General features: G+C 70.5%; 18 protein-coding genes. 6 read left to right on the top strand and 12 right to left on the bottom strand.

Features of this window, described 5'->3' with window-relative positions:
- Positions 1 to 61 precede the first annotated feature (61 nt).
- The 7 genes from ABN401_RS00555 to rdgB form a co-directional block, all read right to left on the bottom strand.
- A complete protein-coding gene (locus ABN401_RS00555; RefSeq protein WP_349682866.1) occupies positions 62 to 1639 on the bottom strand; it encodes a YifB family Mg chelatase-like AAA ATPase in 1578 nt (525 codons plus the stop codon).
- A 61-nt stretch (positions 1640 to 1700) separates the two neighbouring features.
- Positions 1701 to 2651, bottom strand: coding sequence for a glutathione synthase (gshB, locus tag ABN401_RS00550; RefSeq protein ID WP_349682865.1), 951 nt, complete (start codon positions 2649 to 2651; stop codon positions 1701 to 1703).
- 183 nt (positions 2652 to 2834) lie between these two features.
- Complete coding sequence (locus ABN401_RS00545) at positions 2835 to 3650, bottom strand: transglutaminase family protein (RefSeq protein ID WP_349682864.1); 816 nt, start codon at positions 3648 to 3650, stop codon at positions 2835 to 2837.
- 51 nt (positions 3651 to 3701) lie between these two features.
- The gene (locus ABN401_RS00540) at positions 3702 to 4109 is read right to left on the bottom strand and encodes a YraN family protein (protein ID WP_349682863.1); all 408 of its coding nucleotides are present in this window, start codon (positions 4107 to 4109) and stop codon (positions 3702 to 3704) included.
- Positions 4106 to 4981, bottom strand: a complete 876-nt coding sequence (gene rsmI / locus ABN401_RS00535) for a 16S rRNA (cytidine(1402)-2'-O)-methyltransferase (RefSeq protein WP_349682862.1) — start codon at positions 4979 to 4981, stop codon at positions 4106 to 4108. Before rsmI ends, ABN401_RS00540 begins: the two co-directional genes overlap by 4 nt.
- A 49-nt stretch (positions 4982 to 5030) precedes the next feature.
- Positions 5031 to 6185, bottom strand: coding sequence for a radical SAM family heme chaperone HemW (hemW, locus tag ABN401_RS00530; RefSeq protein ID WP_349682861.1), 1155 nt, complete (start codon positions 6183 to 6185; stop codon positions 5031 to 5033).
- Positions 6175 to 6780 carry an RdgB/HAM1 family non-canonical purine NTP pyrophosphatase gene (rdgB, locus tag ABN401_RS00525; protein ID WP_349682860.1) on the bottom strand — a complete coding sequence of 202 codons (606 nt, stop codon included), beginning with the start codon at positions 6778 to 6780 and terminating at the stop codon, positions 6175 to 6177. The genes hemW and rdgB overlap by 11 nt, the downstream gene beginning before the upstream one ends.
- A gap of 661 nt (positions 6781 to 7441) precedes the next feature.
- On the opposite strand from rdgB, the gene ABN401_RS00520 reads away from it, so the two are divergent.
- The 3 genes from ABN401_RS00520 (at position 7442) to ABN401_RS00510 (ending at position 8967) form a co-directional block, all read left to right on the top strand.
- Positions 7442 to 8086: a DUF2975 domain-containing protein gene (locus ABN401_RS00520; protein ID WP_349682859.1), complete on the top strand. Its 645-nt coding sequence runs from the start codon at positions 7442 to 7444 to the stop codon at positions 8084 to 8086.
- 76 nt (positions 8087 to 8162) lie between these two features.
- Positions 8163 to 8402, top strand: coding sequence for a helix-turn-helix domain-containing protein (locus tag ABN401_RS00515; protein WP_349682858.1), 240 nt, complete (start codon positions 8163 to 8165; stop codon positions 8400 to 8402).
- Positions 8403 to 8406: 4 nt separating this feature from the next.
- A complete protein-coding gene (locus ABN401_RS00510; RefSeq protein ID WP_349682857.1) occupies positions 8407 to 8967 on the top strand; it encodes a Smr/MutS family protein in 561 nt (186 codons plus the stop codon).
- Here the strand turns inward: ABN401_RS00510 and ABN401_RS00505 are convergent.
- A complete protein-coding gene (locus ABN401_RS00505; RefSeq protein WP_349682856.1) occupies positions 8948 to 9961 on the bottom strand; it encodes an adenosine kinase in 1014 nt (337 codons plus the stop codon). The genes ABN401_RS00510 and ABN401_RS00505 overlap by 20 nt on opposite strands.
- A gap of 80 nt (positions 9962 to 10041) precedes the next feature.
- On the opposite strand from ABN401_RS00505, the gene ABN401_RS00500 reads away from it, so the two are divergent.
- A complete protein-coding gene (locus tag ABN401_RS00500; RefSeq protein WP_349682855.1) occupies positions 10042 to 10920 on the top strand; it encodes an ATP-grasp domain-containing protein in 879 nt (292 codons plus the stop codon).
- On the opposite strand, the gene nth is transcribed toward ABN401_RS00500, so the two are convergent.
- Together nth and ABN401_RS00490 are read right to left on the bottom strand one after the other, a co-directional pair.
- On the bottom strand, positions 10848 to 11693 hold the full coding sequence (nth, locus tag ABN401_RS00495) for an endonuclease III (RefSeq protein ID WP_432763505.1): 846 nt from the start codon (positions 11691 to 11693) through the stop codon (positions 10848 to 10850). The two genes, ABN401_RS00500 and nth, sit on opposite strands and share 73 nt — an antisense overlap.
- A complete protein-coding gene (locus tag ABN401_RS00490) occupies positions 11690 to 12964 on the bottom strand; it encodes a flavin monoamine oxidase family protein (RefSeq protein ID WP_349682854.1) in 1275 nt (424 codons plus the stop codon). The genes nth and ABN401_RS00490 overlap by 4 nt, the downstream gene beginning before the upstream one ends.
- 101 nt (positions 12965 to 13065) lie before the next feature.
- On the opposite strand from ABN401_RS00490, the gene ABN401_RS00485 reads away from it, so the two are divergent.
- Both ABN401_RS00485 and ABN401_RS00480 read left to right on the top strand, forming a co-directional pair.
- Positions 13066 to 13821, top strand: coding sequence for a creatininase family protein (locus ABN401_RS00485; RefSeq protein WP_349682853.1), 756 nt, complete (start codon positions 13066 to 13068; stop codon positions 13819 to 13821).
- A gap of 20 nt (positions 13822 to 13841) precedes the next feature.
- Complete coding sequence (locus tag ABN401_RS00480) at positions 13842 to 14345, top strand: phasin family protein (RefSeq protein ID WP_349682852.1); 504 nt, start codon at positions 13842 to 13844, stop codon at positions 14343 to 14345.
- A 2-nt stretch (positions 14346 to 14347) separates the two neighbouring features.
- Here ABN401_RS00480 and ABN401_RS00475 read toward each other — a convergent pair whose 3' ends face one another.
- Together ABN401_RS00475 and ABN401_RS00470 are read right to left on the bottom strand one after the other, a co-directional pair.
- Positions 14348 to 14725 (bottom strand): Rieske (2Fe-2S) protein, encoded by a 378-nt coding sequence (locus tag ABN401_RS00475; RefSeq protein WP_349682851.1) that lies wholly within the window; start codon positions 14723 to 14725, stop codon positions 14348 to 14350.
- On the bottom strand, positions 14722 to 15720 hold the full coding sequence (locus tag ABN401_RS00470) for an NAD(P)H-dependent glycerol-3-phosphate dehydrogenase (RefSeq protein WP_349682850.1): 999 nt from the start codon (positions 15718 to 15720) through the stop codon (positions 14722 to 14724). Before ABN401_RS00470 ends, ABN401_RS00475 begins: the two co-directional genes overlap by 4 nt.

Here is a 15720-nt window from a genome sequence, read left to right as displayed (position 1 = left end):
TTAAGGACGGTTCAAGTCACAGGGTTTCCAGAACCTTCCCGAGCGAGACCCGGCCCCGCCTCTACCACGCCGGAACCCCCATCCGGCCGCCGTCCTGGCGTTCGAAATCGGCCTGGGCCCCGACCGTCGACCGACGATAGATCAGGGCCTCGGCGATATGACGGCGCAGGACGCCGGTCGCCCCTTCCAGATCGGCGATGGTGCGGGCCAGACGCAGGGTCCGGGTCCAGCCCCGGGCCGTCAGACCCCCGGCCTCGCCCGCCCGCATCAGCAGGGCGCGTCCCGCCTCGTCGGGCCGGGCGAACCGGTCCAGGGTTTCGCCAGTCGCCCGGGCGTTGAGGGCCTGGAGCGGATCGAGCCCCGCCTCGCGCACCCGCTCCTCTTGCATGGCGCGGGCGACGGCGACGCGGGCGGCGGCCTCGGCCGTGCCTTCGGCGGGGGACGGCAGGGCCATGTCGGCGGCCGTCACCGGCGGGGTCTCCACGGTCAGATCGATGCGATCGAACATCGGGCCCGAGATGCGGTTCTGATAGTCCCTCTGGCAGCGAGGCGCCTTGCCGCACGCCCCCTTGCCCGCGCCACCGAGCCCGCAGCGGCAGGGGTTCATGGCCGCGACCAGCTGGAACCGGGCCGGATAACGGACATGGGCATTGGCGCGGGCCACCACGATCTCGCCGGTCTCCAGCGGGGCGCGCAGGCTGTCCAGCGCCTGGGCCGAATACTCCGGCAGTTCGTCCAGGAACAGCACGCCGTTGTGCGCCAGCGACGCCTCGCCCGGCTTGGCGCGAAGACCTCCGCCGGTCAGGGCCGCCATGGAGGCGGAATGATGGGGGCTGCGGAACGGCCGGTCCCGGGTCAGGGCGCCGCGTTCGATCAGACCGGCGACCGACCAGATCATGGAGGTTTCCAGCAGCTCCTGCGGCGTCAGCGGCGGCAACAGGCCGGGCAGGCGCTGGGCCATCATCGACTTGCCCGACCCCGGCGGGCCGACGAACAGAAGGTTGTGGCCACCGGCGGCCGCCACCTCCAGCGCCCGCTTGGCGCTTTCCTGGCCCTTGACCTCGCGCAGGTCGGGAACGGCGACGCCCGACCGCACGGGCCCCGGCTCGGGACCGCGCAGGACCTGGGTGCCCTTGAAATGATTGATCAGCCCGATCAGCGAGCGGGGAGCCAGGATCGAGACCTCTCCGGCCCAGGCGGCCTCGGACCCGTTGGCTTCCGGCACGATCAGTCCCAGCCCCATGGCCGAGGCCGCCACCGCCGCCGGCAGGGTTCCGCCGACCGGCTGGATACGCCCGTCCAGCCCCAGCTCGCCCAGCGCCGCCCATCCGCTCAGGGCGTCGGGCGGAACCACGCCCAGCGCCGCCAGCAGGGCCAGGGCGATCGGCAGGTCGAAATGACTGCCTTCCTTGGGCAGGTCGGCGGGCGCCAGATTGGCGATGATCCGCTTGGGCGGCAGGGCCAGGCCGATCCCGGCGAAGGCCCCGCGCACCCGCTCGCGGCTTTCGGCCACCGCCTTGTCCGGCAGGCCCACGATCGAAAAGATGGTCGGGCCGTCGTTGCCGACCAGCTGAACCTGCACGTCGACGCGCCGCGCTTCCACGCCCTCGAAGGCCACCGTCGCTATACTGGCCAGCATGGGCACTCTCCCTGGACAGAAGAGAACGAACCATGAACCCGCGCGATTTGCAAGAGCGGCGTTATGCGCTCGGAATGCGCTTGGCCTCGATTGCGTCCCACAGGACGGCGGCGGCGTCGATGCCGGTGAACTGCTTCAGCTGCACGGCCCCTGTCGGCGAGGTCACATTGATCTCGGTCAGATAGTCTCCGATCACGTCGATGCCGACGAACATCAGGCCCCGCGCCTTGAGCTCCGGGCCGATGATGGCGCAGATCTCGCGGTCGCGATCGGTCAGGTCCACAGGGGCGGCGGTGCCACCCACCCGCAGGTTGGACCGCACCTGACCCTCGGCCGGGACGCGGTTGATCGCGCCGACGGGTTCGCCCTCGATCAGGATGATGCGCTTGTCGCCCTTGGAGACCGCCGGGATGAATTTCTGGATCACCAGGGGATCGCGGCTGGCGGCGGCATGGATTTCGATCAGGGCCTCCAGGTTCGGATCGCCCGCCTTCAGCCGCACCACGCCAGACCCCGCCGCGCCGTGAAGGGGCTTCAGCACCACGTCGCCGTGTCGTTCGTGGAAGTCGACCAGGGCGACCGGGTCGGCGCTGATCAGGGTCGGCGGCTGGACGCCCGCGAACCGGGTGGCGAACAGCTTCTCCGGTGCCGAGCGCACCTCGGCCGGATCATTCACGACCAAGGTGCGCGGATGGACCGTCTCCAGCAGATAGGTCGCCGTCACATAAGCCATGTCGAAGGGCGGGTCCTGACGCATCAGGATCACGTCGACGTCGCGCCCCAGGTCAAGGCGGACCTCGTCGCCGAAGCTGACATGGTCGCCGACCACGGGACGCAGGGTGACCGGCCGGGCCCGGCAGAACAGGTCGCCGTCCTCCAGGGCCAGGGTGCGGAAATCGTAGACCCAGAGCCTATGGCCGCGCGCCTGCGCCTCCATCGCCAGGAAGAAAGTGGTGTCGCCGTCGATATTGACCCCCTCGATCGGGTCCATCTGGATGGCGACGTTCAGCATGGAAGGCATTCCTTAGGGGCGCTGACGGTTGGCGCGCGCCGTGTCACGGCCTGAGCGCGAACGCGCCCGATCCCGCAGGTAATGGGCGGCGGAAGGTGTCTGCGCAAGAACCAGGGAGGCTTGAGATGACCCATGGCCACCTCCACGCCTGGCCCTCGGCCGTCGGCTGTCGGCTGTCGGCTGTCAGTTCAGCCGCATCCGCAGCCGCTCCATGGCCACCTGATGCACGGGCGCCTCCTGTCCCGCCACGGCGCGGGCCCGGGCCAGGGCGTCGAGCGCGCCGTTGAGGGCCCCCTGTTTCTCTCGCGCGGCGGCCACGTCCAGCCAGGGCCGGTGATCCTCGGGGTCCAGCAGGGCGCGGCGCACCGCCGATCGCTCCGCCGACTGGAAGTCCCCGGCCCGGATGGCCCGGCTGAACAGCACGTTCTGCAGCCGGATCAGGGCCTGACGGTCGCTGACCGGAGCCATCAGGACATCCAGGCGGTCCGCGACATGGGGCGTCAGCCCGGCGAGCAGGGCCCGGCGCGTCAGTTCGGACGGCATCACCACGCGGCCCTGACTGAAGGGGTCCAGCGCCACAGGCCCCGCCGGCGTCTCGACCCGCAGCAGGAAATGGTTAGGGAAATCGACGCCCTGGGCCTTCACGCCCGCCCGCCGCGCGGCATCCAGATAGAAGACCGACAGGGCCGCCGACAGGCCCCGCCGACGCTCGGCCACATCGATCACATCGGTGTTGCCCGGATCGTCATAGGCCAGCAGGTCGCCGTTCAGCCGCAGGTCGGAGGCCATGGTCTCGGCCAGGGCGTCGTCGGGGCCTTCGCTCAGGATCCGTTCGGCCAGACGGTCGGCCGCGGCATCGGCCAGCCTCCGCGCCGGCCGCTCGTCGCGAAACGGTGAGTCGTGGATGGCGCAGGCGATGGCGGTGTCGAGCAGCAAAAAGGCGTCGTCATCGACGGTCCCGGCCTCCCGCAGCTGATCTTCGGCCTCCTCGCGCGTCACGACGTCCCCCGACGACCGGTCCCAAGGCTTTCGGAGCGAAAACCTGTGGCACTACAGGCCTCGACGATGACGCGGAAACCGGCCGGGTGAAAGCGTCACCGTGTCGATCCGCAACACCAAGCCCCTCAGACCGGGTCTTTGGCGCAACACCCGTTCGCCGGCGAGCCGCAGCCGTTCGCGCTGACCGGCCTGCAGGGCGAGGTCGGCGGCCTCGGCGGTGGCGCGGCGCTTGACCTCCACCACCGCGAGGGTCCGGCCGCGTTGCGCCAGGATGTCGATCTCGGCTCCGGGCACCTTGAGCCGAAACGCCAGGATGCGGTAGCCCTTGGCCATCAGCCAGACGGCGGCGATCCATTCCGCCGCGTGCCCTTGGCGGAACGACCGGCCGCCCGACGCCACGCGCCGCGCCGACCGAGGACGCGCAGGCTTGGGCGGACGCGCAAGGCGGGGCGGCGTCATCCCCGCCCCTGAAGCTCCAGCGCGCGGCGATAGAGCGGCTTTCGGGGCAGGTCGAGCGCCCGCGAGACTTCCGAGGCCGCCTCGCCGGGCGCCAGCCGGGTCAGGGCCTCGGTCAGGGCGACGTCGGCGTCAGCGGCGCTGGCCACCTCGGTCTCGCCGGGGCCGATGACCACGACGATCTCGCCCTTGGGCGCATCCAGGGCCGGATGGACGGCGAGGTCCGGCAGAGGTCCGCGCACGCAGGTCTCGTAGAGCTTGGTCAGCTCACGACACACGGCGGCCGGGCGGGGGCCGAGCACGGCGGCCATGTCGGTCAGACTGGCGCGCAGCCGGGGGCCGCTTTCGAAAGCCACGAGGGTCTGACGCGCGGCCTTCAGCTCGGTCAGGGCCGCGATCCGGCCCGCCGACTTCGGCGGCAGGAAACCCACGAACGTCACCTGATCCGCGGGCAGGCCCGACAGGACCAGCGCCGCCAAGAGGCTGGAGGCCCCGGGGATCGGGTGGACCGGCTGCCCGGCCGCGATCACCGCCCGGGCGACGACGAAGCCCGGGTCCGACACCACCGGCGTGCCGGCATCGGACACCAGGGCGACCACACCACCTTCGGCGATCCGCGCGATCGCCAGGTCTGCGGCGTGGCCGGAGGCATGGTCATCGCAGCGTTCCAGCCGGGCCTTCAGGCCATAGGCGGCCAGCAGCTTGGCCGTGACCCGGGTGTCTTCGGCCAGCACCAGGTCGGCGGCCGCCAGCACGTCGAGCGCGCGCAGCGTCATGTCGCGCAGGTTCCCGATCGGCGTGGAGACCAGATACAGTCCCGCCGACACCGGCCGAGGCGGTGGGGCGGTCGGCGGAAAGAGCGAGGGCTCGGTCATCGACGGAAGGTGACAGCGGCGGTGCCGGGCCACAATGGCGGGTCGCATCTCACGTCAGGAGGGCTTTCAGCACGGCGTCCAGCACCGGCCGTCCCCGCGCCGTCGCGATCAGACGGTCCCCGCGCGTCTCGACCATGCCGTCGGCCAGTAGGTCGGCGATCCGGCCATCCTCGAGCCCCAGCCCCAGAGGCACGAGGTCGAGCAGGGCCACGCCCTCGACCGTTCGCATCCCCAGCAGAACCCGCTCTTCGGCCGCCGCCTCGGCGTCCAGCGTTTCCCGCTCAGACCAGGGCGCGCCGCCGGCGACCCCCTCGACATAGGCGGCGATCCGCCGGTGGGCGACCGTCGCCGTGCGCGCGCCGTCCAGGGTCAGCCGCCCATGCGCCCCGGGCCCGACGCCGACATAGTCCCCGCCACGCCAGACATGCAGATTGTGCGCCGACCGGGCGACCTCGCCCCGGGCGTGGTTGGACACCTCATAGGCCTCGAAGCCCGCCGCCCCCAGCTGGTCCTGGGTGGCCTCGTAAAGGTCGGCCGCCCGGTCCTCGTCGGGCGGGATCAGGGTGCCGCGCGCGAAGGCCCGGCCGAACGCCGTGGTCGGCTCGATGGTCAGCTGATACGGCGAGACGTGCTCGAACCCCATGGCCACCGCGTCCAGAAGCGCTGCGCGCCACGCCTCGACGGTCTGATCCGGCAGGGCATAGATCAGGTCGATGGACATCCGGTCGAAGACACGCCCGGCGATCTGAATGGCGCGGCGCGCCTCGGCCGCCGAGTGGTTCCGCCCCAGGAAGGTCAGCTCGCGGTCGTCCAGCGACTGGACCCCGAGCGACAGCCTGTTCACCCCGGCGTCCGCCAGGGCCGCGAAATGGACGGCCTCCGCATCGGTCGGGTTGGCCTCCAGCGTGATCTCGACCGTCCCGGTCACAGGGAAAAGCCGCTGGGCCGCCTCGATCAGCGCCGCCACGTCCTCGGGCCGCATCAGCGACGGCGTGCCGCCCCCGAAAAAGATCGAGGCCAGAGGCCGGCCCCCCAGCACCGCCGCCTGGGCCGTCAGATCGGTCAGAATCGCCCGGACCAGCACCGCCTGTTCCTCGCGCCAGCCCCGGTCCTTGACGACGTTGAAATCGCAATAGGGGCAGATGCGGGCGCAGTAGGGCCAGTGGACATAGACGGCGACGCCGTCCGGCCGGTCAGGAGTCAATGAGGGCGGCCTTCAGCTGTTCGAAGGCCCGGGCGCGGTGGCTGAGACCGTCCTTCAGGCCCGGCTCCATCTCGGCGAAGGTCTGGGAATGGCCCTCGGGGATGAAGATCGGGTCATAGCCGAAGCCCCGATCGCCCCGGGACGGAAAGGTCAACTGCCCGTCGACGCGGCCTTCGACCACGACGCACGGCCCGTCCGGCCAGGCGACGGCGAGCGCCGAGGTGAAGAAGGCGCTGCGATCGGTGGCACCTAAATCCTCCAGCCGCGCCTCGATCTTGCGCATCGCCAGGCCGAAGTCGCGTTCCGGCCCGCCCCAGCGGGCCGAGAAGATGCCGGGCGCGCCGTCCAGCGCCACGACGGACAGTCCCGAATCGTCCGCCAGACTGACCTCGCCCGAGAAGGCGGCCGCGTGCCGGGCCTTGAGCATGGCGTTGCCGACAAATGTGGTCTCGGTTTCGGCCGGTTCGGGCAGATTCAGCTCGCCTGCCGTGACCACGGTGTAATGTCCGTCCAGAAGCGCGTGGATTTCGCGCGCCTTTCCGGCGTTGTGGGTCGCGGCGACGAGCCGCATCCCCTTGATAAGCTTGAGATTCACGCAGTCTCCCGGATCTGAAACATTCCATTGCCGAAGTTTAATATCGTTAAACGATATGTAACGTGCAAACCGAGCTTGCACGGCCTATCTATGTTCTCACGAACGGAGGCCACAACGTTCCACGGTTTGATCGAAACGAGCAAATCGAACCCAAGTGGCAGAGAAAGCGGGCAACAAATGACCCGCCCTCAGGATCGAAAGAAGAGAACGATGAACACCCTGAACGCCTCGCTGATGATGGACAAGGTCGGCACCGTCCTGGTCAACGCCGCCCTGCTCGCCGCCCTGCCGACCGCGCTGGTCGCCATCCTGGTGCAGTCCTTCTAAAGAGGGGTCGCTATCGCTCGCAACGCGGTTGCTCGCTACTTGAGCGACGATTGCCTGTGATCGACCCCGCCCGACCGTCGCTCAAGCAGTGAGGCTCCGCGAGCCGAACGTTGGCGACAGGCAAAGTGGCTCAAGCAGCGAGGCTCCGCGAGCCGAGCGGTAGCCGCCCAAGAAAGACAGTGGCTCAAGCAGCAAGGGACCGCGTCCCGAGCGATAGCCACCCAAGTAAGAAGGCACTTTTCCATTGACCTGGAACGCGATGTATAGAGCCGCGTCGGGGTTCGCCGGACCCCGCGCGGCCGTCGCGGCCTGATCCCCCGGCGAGAGATCGCCGATGCCCTCCGACCGATCCCATCCCGAACGATCCGACCGGCCGACGCCGGGACTGGCCGGGATCCGCGCCCTGGGACGGGCGATCCCGTTCCGCATTTCCTTCAAGACGCCGTTCAAGACCCTGGGCCCCGGCTCTGTCTCCAGCCTGCTGAAGATCGCGCTGGACGTGGCCTATGTGCTGCTGATGGTCATCACCGCCGTCCTGCTGCTGGTTTTCCTCGCCTCGATCTTCGTTCCCATCGCCAATCTGAACATCACAGTGTCGAATGATTCCGGGGGCCGTCAGCAACCGTTGACGCGGCCCCTGCTGCTGTTCGGCGTCGGCGCCCTGACGTCCTATTTCGGCGGGTTCCTGCTGATCCTGCGGAACCTGAGGATGATTTTCCGGACCCTGACCATCGGCGACCCGTTCCAGCCCGACAATGTGCGCCGTCTGCGTCAGGTCGGGCTGATCCTGGCCGTCGTCACCGGCGGGGTCTGGCTGGCGCAAGGGGTCGTCGCCGCGCGACTGGCGCCCGGCGTCATGGAGCGACAGGGGTTCGGCGAACTGCTGACCCCGATTTTCTCGGTCCTGGTCGTCTTCGTGCTGGCCGAGGTCTTCCGCGAGGGCGCGCGCCTTCGCCGCGAGTCGGAGCTGACCATATGAGGGGCTTGGCCACCAGATCCCGCGCTCAGCCAGCGAGCCGCCGCGCGGCGAGCGTTAGCGCAAGAAGGACCCGCTGATGGCCATCCGGATTCAGCTGGACCGTCTGCTGGTCGAGCGGCGCATGTCGCTGACCGAGCTCGCCGACCGGGTCGGGGTCACGGTCGCCAATCTGTCGATCCTGAAGACGGGCAAGGCGCGGGCGGTGCGCTTCACCACCCTGTATGCCCTGTGCCGCGAGCTGGAGTGCCAGCCGGGCGACATCCTGACCTATGAGCCCGGTCCGCCCGAGCCCGACCTCGACGACGACGAGACCTGAAGGCGTGGCCCGGCGTCCACCGCCAGACCTGTCCGTCGAAGACCGCCGCCTGTGGGCCCGCGTCTCAGGCTCGGTCACCCCGGCGCGGGTGCGCAAGGCCCTGAGGATCGCCGCCGAGGCCCCCGCCGCGGTCGAGGTCCGGGAGGCGCGGCCGATCCTCGCTCACCCGTCGAAGCCCCCCGCCACGCCAAAGACGCCCCCCTCCGCGACCGTCAGCGCGGTCCTCGCTCACGGCGCGCCGGAGCCGCTGGAGCCCCGCCGCCAGCGCCGCCTGTCGCGCGAACGCGATCCCATCGAGGCGACGATCGACCTGCACGGCTTCGGCCGTTTCGACGCGGAGGACCAGCTGAGGGCGTTCCTGAACGGGGCCCAGGCGCGCGGCTACAGGGCCGTTCTGGTCGTGACCGGACAGGGGCGACGCGGTGGCGGTGTGATCCGCGCCTCGATCCAGGAATGGCTGCAGTCCCACGCCCTGCGCGGCGTGGTGTCCGGCTTCGCCTCGGCCCACCGTCGCCACGGCGGCGACGGGGCCTTCTACGTCACCCTCAGGCCGCGTGGAGCCTGAGGCCCTTCTGCTCGGCCAGTTCGTGCAGGGAGGTCATGGGGCGCGGACCCCAGTGGCCGATCACCTCGGCCGCCGCCAGCGATCCGAGCGCGCCCGCGTCGGCCAGCGACAGGCCGCGCGCCAGACCCAGCAGGAAGCCCGCCGCGTACTGGTCGCCCGCGCCGGTGGTGTCGACGACGCGATCCACGGCAAAGGCCTGGACCACCGCCCGCTCGGCGCCCCGGATAACCACCGAGCCGTGCTCGCCGCGCGTCACGGCCGCCACATCGACGATGGCCGCCAGTCGCTCGGCCGCCGCGTCGAAGTCCTCAGTCTCGAACAGGGCCAGGAGCTCGACCTCATTGGCCAGGACGATGTCGGCCGAAGCTTCGATGAAGGCCAGCAGCTCGGTGCGCCAGCGGCCGACGACGAAGGCGTCGGACAGGGTGATGGCGACCTTGCGGCCCGCCGCGTGAGCGGCAGCGGCGGCGGCTTCAAAGGCGGCCCGCGCCGGGGCCGGGTCGAACAGATATCCTTCGAGATAGACGATGGCGCTGTCGCCGATCAGGGCGGCGTCGATGTCGGCGACCGTCAGCTGATTGGCGGCGCCCAGGAAGGTGGACATGGTCCTCTGGCCGTCCGGCGTGACGTTGATCAGGCAGCGACCGGTGCCGGCCCCGCCTTCCAGCGCGGGGGTGTCGAAGTGGACGCCGGCAGCCCGGATGTCGTGGGTGAAGACCCCGCCGAGTTGATCGTCGGCGACCTTGCCCAGATAGGCCGCGCGCCCGCCGAACGAGCCGACGCCCGCCACGGTGTTCCCCGCCGATCCGCCCGACGCCTCGACGCCCGCCGCCATGGCGTCGTACAGCGCCGCGCTTTGGTCCTCATCGACCAGGGACATGGAGCCGGGCGTCAGGCCCTGGGCGGTCAGGAAGGCGGGCTCGCACGGGGCCAGCACATCGACGATGGCGTTGCCGACGGCGCAGACGTCGTATTCGGGGGCGGTTTGGGTCATGGCGCGCCCCTTAGCGGCCCGACGGAGCCGACGCCAGCCCATGCTTGCCCCCGCCGGCGAACCCTGTATGGCCAGCGCCCATGACCAAGATCGCCGTCCTGACCCCTGCCGCCGACGACGGCACCTATGGCCCCCACTGGCCCCAGGTGCTGGAGCGGCTGGGCGCCGCGCTGGCGACCGTCGATGTGACCGTCGTGCCGACGTCCTGGAGCGACCACGTCGAGGATTGCCGGCGGCTGCTCGACTATCCGCTGGTTCTGAGCGTCCTGACCTGGGGCTATCACCAGAGGCACTCGGACTGGCTGAAGGCGCTGGCGGTCTGGGAGACGGCGGGGGTCCGGATCGCCAACCCGGCCTCGGTCCTGGCGTGGAACTCGGACAAGGCCTATCTGAAGCGGCTGGAGGCGGCGGGCGTCGCCATTCCGCCTACCCTGTGGACCGACCGGGTCACCCCCGACCAGGTCGAGGCCGCCTTCGCCCGGTTCGGGACAGACACCCTGATCGTGAAGCCGACGGTCTCGGCCGGAGCCTGGAAGACGACCAAGGTCTCGCGCGGCGAAGCCTTGATCGACCCGCCGCCCGGCGCGGCCATGATCCAGCCTTTCCTGCCGGAGCTCGTCGCCGAGGGCGAACTGTCGCTGCTGTTCTTCGGCGGCCGCTTCAGCCATGCGGTCAACAAGACCGCCAAGGCCGGGGATTTCCGCATCCAGTCCCAGTACGGCGGCCGCTACCAGACCGTAGGCGAACCGCCCGCGGCCGCGCTCGCCCTGGCCGAACGGGTGCTGGGCGCGATCAAAGAGCCGCTGCTCTATGCCCGGATCGACATGGTCCAGGCCTCGGACAGCCGCTGGCTGCTGATGGAGGCAGAGCTGATCGAACCGGACTTCTATCTGTCCGAAGCCCCCGACCGGGGCTTGCTCTTCGCAGAGGCGGTCCGCGCGCGGCTCGACGAAGGCTGAGCCGCCTCTCCGTTCGCCGCCATCAGGCCCCGTGACGGACACAGGTCGGAGATGATGCACCCCGCGCAGTTGGGCTTTCGCGCCGTGCAGGTGTAGCGGCCGTGAAGGATCAGCCAGTGATGCGCCTTGGCCAGGAAGGCCTCGGGCACCACGGCGTGCAGCTGGTCCTCGACCTTGTCGGCGGTCGGGGCGGTGGCGAGGCCCAGCCGGTGCGCGACACGGAACACATGGGTGTCGACCGCGATGGCGGGCTCGATGCCCAGCTCGTTCAGCACCACACTGGCGGTCTTTCGCCCCACGCCGGGCAGGGCCTGAAGGTCGGCGCGATTCAGCGGGGTCACCCCACCGTGCTGCTCGACGATGAGGCGACTTAGCGCGATGACGTTCTTCGCCTTGTTTCGATACAGGCCGATCGAGGCGATGAAGGGGGTCAGGCCCTCCTCGCCGAGCGCCAGCATGGCCTCTGGCGTGTCGGCCACGGCGAACAGTTTTTCGGTCGCCTTGTTGACCGAGACGTCCGTGGCCTGGGCCGACAGGGCGACGGCGACCACCAGCGTATAGGGGTCCTGAAACCGCAGCTCGGTCCTGGGCTCTGGCATGACGCGGGCCAGGCGGGCGAAGATATCCTCCACCCGATCCTCGTCCGGGGGCCAGGCGAAGATGGGCACCGGCGCGCCGGTCATGACCGAGCCGGGCTTGCGGGCGAGCGGATTGGCGACGGCGCGCTTGGCGACAGGCTTTCTGGCCTTGGGCGTGGCGATCGGCGTCTTCATGCCTCGGCCTCGACGGGGCGGGTCTGAACGCCGAGTCGGGCCAGGGTATCGTCCGCCGCCCGTTCGCCCTCCATCCAGGCCCCGTGGGCGGTGCCGTAGAACCGTTCGGCCGTGGCCTCTCCCGCGACGAACAGCCGTCCCGCCACCGGCGCGCGCAGCCGGGCGCGGTCGCCGGATCGGCCGACGAGAGCGTGAGAATAGGCTCCGAGCGACCAGGGATCGTGGCCCCAGCCGGACACGGCGGCCGGCGCGGCGCGGCGGCGCAGGCCGGACCCGAGGATGTCGACCAGACCCTGAAGCGCGAAATCGAACATCGCGTCCTGTCCCTCCCGCTCCAGCCCCCAGGCCAGATCGCCGCCCAGATAGGTCTCGACCATCGGCCGACCGAAGGGCCTGAGATGATGGCGGCCGACCTCGACGGTGTCGCTGGGCCCCCACAGGCGGCCATCGACGGGCAGGTCGCGGGCGTCGGTCAGGGCGATGTGGACCTTGGACGCAAGGCCGAGCGGCAGGCCCGAGGCGGCGTCCAGCAGGTCGGCGGGCTCCGGGGTAATGCGGATGGCACCCGCCGTCAGGACCGAGGTCGGGACCGTCAGGATGACAGCGTCGGCCTGGACCGTTCCGGCCGAGGTGCGCAGGACGGCGCGGGGCCCGCCGACATCGATCGTCTGGACCGCGCAGCCCAGCCGGACCGGCAGGTCGGCACCGAAGCCCGCGATGGCGGCCCCGTAACCCTCGACCACTCGGATGTTGGCGGAGGACTCGCTGTAGCGGGCGAAATCCAGCAGCGAGACGCGCGAGAAAGGTGCGCCGTTCAGGGCCGAGGAGATGGCCTCCAGCCGCGCGTTCCACACGCCGCCGGGCTCGAGCGCCTCTGCGACCGGCCGATCGACCTTCTTGGCGGCGAGGGCGTCGACGCGGGCCTCGAAAGCCTCATAGGCGTCCGAAAAGGCCGCGCGCTCGGCCGGGGCCGCGTCCAGCATCGGGGCCTCGGCGCTCCAGGGCGGTGGTGTCCGGTCCAGGGTCCAGCCGGCCTCGGCTATGGGTTGGACCAGCATGTTCTCGTCGGCCGAATGCAGCCAGCCGCAGCCCAGATCGAGCCCGTGACCGTCCCAGCCGACGGTGTGGGCCCGCCCGCCGATCCGATCGCGGGCCTCCAGCACAACGACGGAGACGCCCGCCCGCGCCAGGCGTCTGGCGGCGGCGATCCCTGCGGCTCCCGCTCCGATCACGGCGACGTCGATGGAGGCGGGCAGGGTTGCGGCGGTCACGGCCGGATCAATGCGACTTTGGGCCGGGCGCGCAAGTCGCCATCGACGCGCAGGGGCGACGGGGCGTAGGAAGGCCGCTCGTTCCCCGACCGAGAGTTCCCATGCTGATCGCCTACTCCGCCTGGCCCGAGATCGACGCCCGCCTGAAGACGACCAAGACCGTCGTGGTGCCGATCGGCTCCAACGAGCAACACGGGCCCACGGGCCTGTTGGGCACCGACTGGATGTGCCCCGAGATCATCGCCCATGCGGCGGAGAAGGCCGACGACAGCCTGGTGGTCGCGCCGACCTTCAACATCGGCATGGCCCAGCATCATCTGGCCTTCGCGGGCACCATCAGCCTGCGGCCCTCGACCTTCATGGCGGCGATCACCGACTGGGTCAGTTCGCTGAGCCGTCACGGCTTCGAGCGCATCTATTTCCTCAACGGCCACGGCGGGAACGTCGCCACGATCGAGGCGACCTTCTCGGAGCTCTATGCCGAATGGAGCTTCGTCGAGGAGGAGCCGCCCTATGTGCTCAAGCTGCGGAACTGGTGGGACCTGCCGGGCGTGAACGGCCTGTGCAACGCCATCTTCCCCACCGGCCACGGCATGCACGCGACCCCATCCGAGATCGCCGTGACCCAGGCGGCGTATCCGGACCGGATCAAGAGTGCGGAGTACTCGCCGAAGATCGCCCCCAGCGGCCCGATCCGCGACGCGCTCGACTACCGCGCCCGCTTCCCCGACGGCCGGATCGGCTCGGACCCCGGCCAGGCCAGCCCGGAAAAGGGCCAGCGGATCATCGACGCTGCCGTGCCCGCCCTGCTGAAGGATGTGGCGGCCTTCGCCGATGAGGTCTTGCCCGGCCGGTGAAAGCGGCCCAAGCCGGTGACATGACCATGCTCGACAAGTCCCTGCGGGCCGGAAAGCGCGCCGTCCGCAACGCCCAGACCGCCACCACCAACGCCGACCACGGCGGCGAGATGATGCGCGCCGCCTCCGACGTCATCGCCGCCAGGATGGCGATCATGGCGGAGGGCTTCGCCAACCCGATGAAGGCCGACGTCCGCGAGATGTCGCTGATGGGCACCGAGAAGATGGAGGCCATGAGCGCCTCGGCCGCCGCCGTCGCGGGCACCCTGGGCGATCTCGCCGCCCGCACGTCGAAATCCGCCATGGACGAGATGGGCCACGCCGCCCGCGCTGCGTCCGCCATGGCCGCAGCGAAGACGCCCCAGGGTGCCGCCTCGGCCCAGATGAGCTATGCCATGGGCTGGTGGAGCCGGGCCTCGACCCAGATGCTCAGCCTGAACACCGAACTGCTGAAGGCCCAGGCCGACGCCCTGAAGCCGATCCACGCGGCGGCGACGGCGAACGCGCGGCGGCTGAAAAAGTAGACTCAGACGGTCCGGATCACGCCGCCATCGGCGGTGACCGGCCACGGTGTCAGCTTTCCGCCGGCGCAGGGGCCACCGACGCAGGCCCCGCTGAGGGGCTCGAACACCGCGCCGTGCCAGCCGCACAGGATCAGCGATCCGTCCGGCGTCAGATAACGGTCCAGCTCGACCGCGATGGGGAAGCCCTGATGCGGGCATCGATCGACCCAGCCGGCGACACCGCCGTCCTTTCGCACCACGAAGCCATGGAAATAGGCCTCGCCGATCTGGAGGACGAAGCCGCGCGAGCCGGGCTCGGCGATGTCCTCAAGGGCGCACAGAGCGACCCCCGGCGGCGTGGTCCAGACACGCTTTCGGTCCGTCGGGGCCGGGTCGCTCATCCCTGTTCGGACTTCAGCGGGCGCGACAGCAGGGCGTCGATCAGGCCCTCGACGGTGGTCTCTCCGGCCAAAAGGGCCGCGACCCCCTCACAGATCGGCATCTCCACCCCCGCCCGCGCCGCCAGTTCGCGCACGGCAGGCGCGCTCTCGTAGCCCTCGGCTACCGACCGCTTGCCGGCGAGCGCCTGTTCGACCGTCTGGCCCTGACCGAGCGCAAGGCCCAGGCTCATGTTCCGCGATTGGGGGCTGGAGCAGGTCAGGACCAGGTCGCCGAGGCCGCACAGGCCCGCCACCGTCTGGGGCTCGGCCCCAAGGGCGACGCCCAGCCGGGTCATCTCGGCGAAGCCCCGGGTGATCAGGGCGGCGTGGGCGCTGCGGCCCAGACCGCGCCCTTCGGATAGCCCACAGGCGATGGCCAGGACGTTCTTGATCGCGCCGCCGACCTCGGCCCCGATCAGGTCGGTCGCCAGATAGGGCCGGAAGCCCGGGGCCGACAGGGTCCACATCAGTTCCTCGCCGAGCGCCGCGTCTTCGCAGGCGAGCGTCACGGCCGTCGGCAGGCCGCGCGACACGTCGGCGGCGAAACTGGGGCCCGACAGGACGGCGGCGGGCGCGTCCGGCAGAGTCTCGGCCAGGACCTGGGTCATCAGCTTCAGCGAGCCCCGCTCGATCCCCTTGGAGCACAGCAGGATCGGCGCGCCGGGTTTGGCATGGGGCTGGAAGGCGGCCAGGGTGGACCGCATGAACTGGGCGGGCGGGACGGCCAGGATCAGGTCGCAGTCGGCCAGGTCGGCGAAGTCCGGCGTCACGGAGACGCGCGCGTCCAGTTCGACGCCCGGCAGGAAGGCCTCGTTGATGCGCCGGGCGCGGATGCTGTCGACCACCTCCGGCTCGCGGGCCTGAAGCACGACATCCAGCCCGGCCCGCGCGCAGACCAGGGCCAGGGCCGTACCCCAGGCCCCCGCGCCGATCACCCCCGCCTTGCGAAACTCCAT

This window comes from Brevundimonas aurifodinae, from assembly GCF_040195595.1.
Classification (GTDB): domain Bacteria; phylum Pseudomonadota; class Alphaproteobacteria; order Caulobacterales; family Caulobacteraceae; genus Brevundimonas; species Brevundimonas aurifodinae.
The sequence above is the reverse complement of the archived record's forward strand: the minus strand, read 5'-3'. Positions and strand labels throughout refer to the sequence as shown.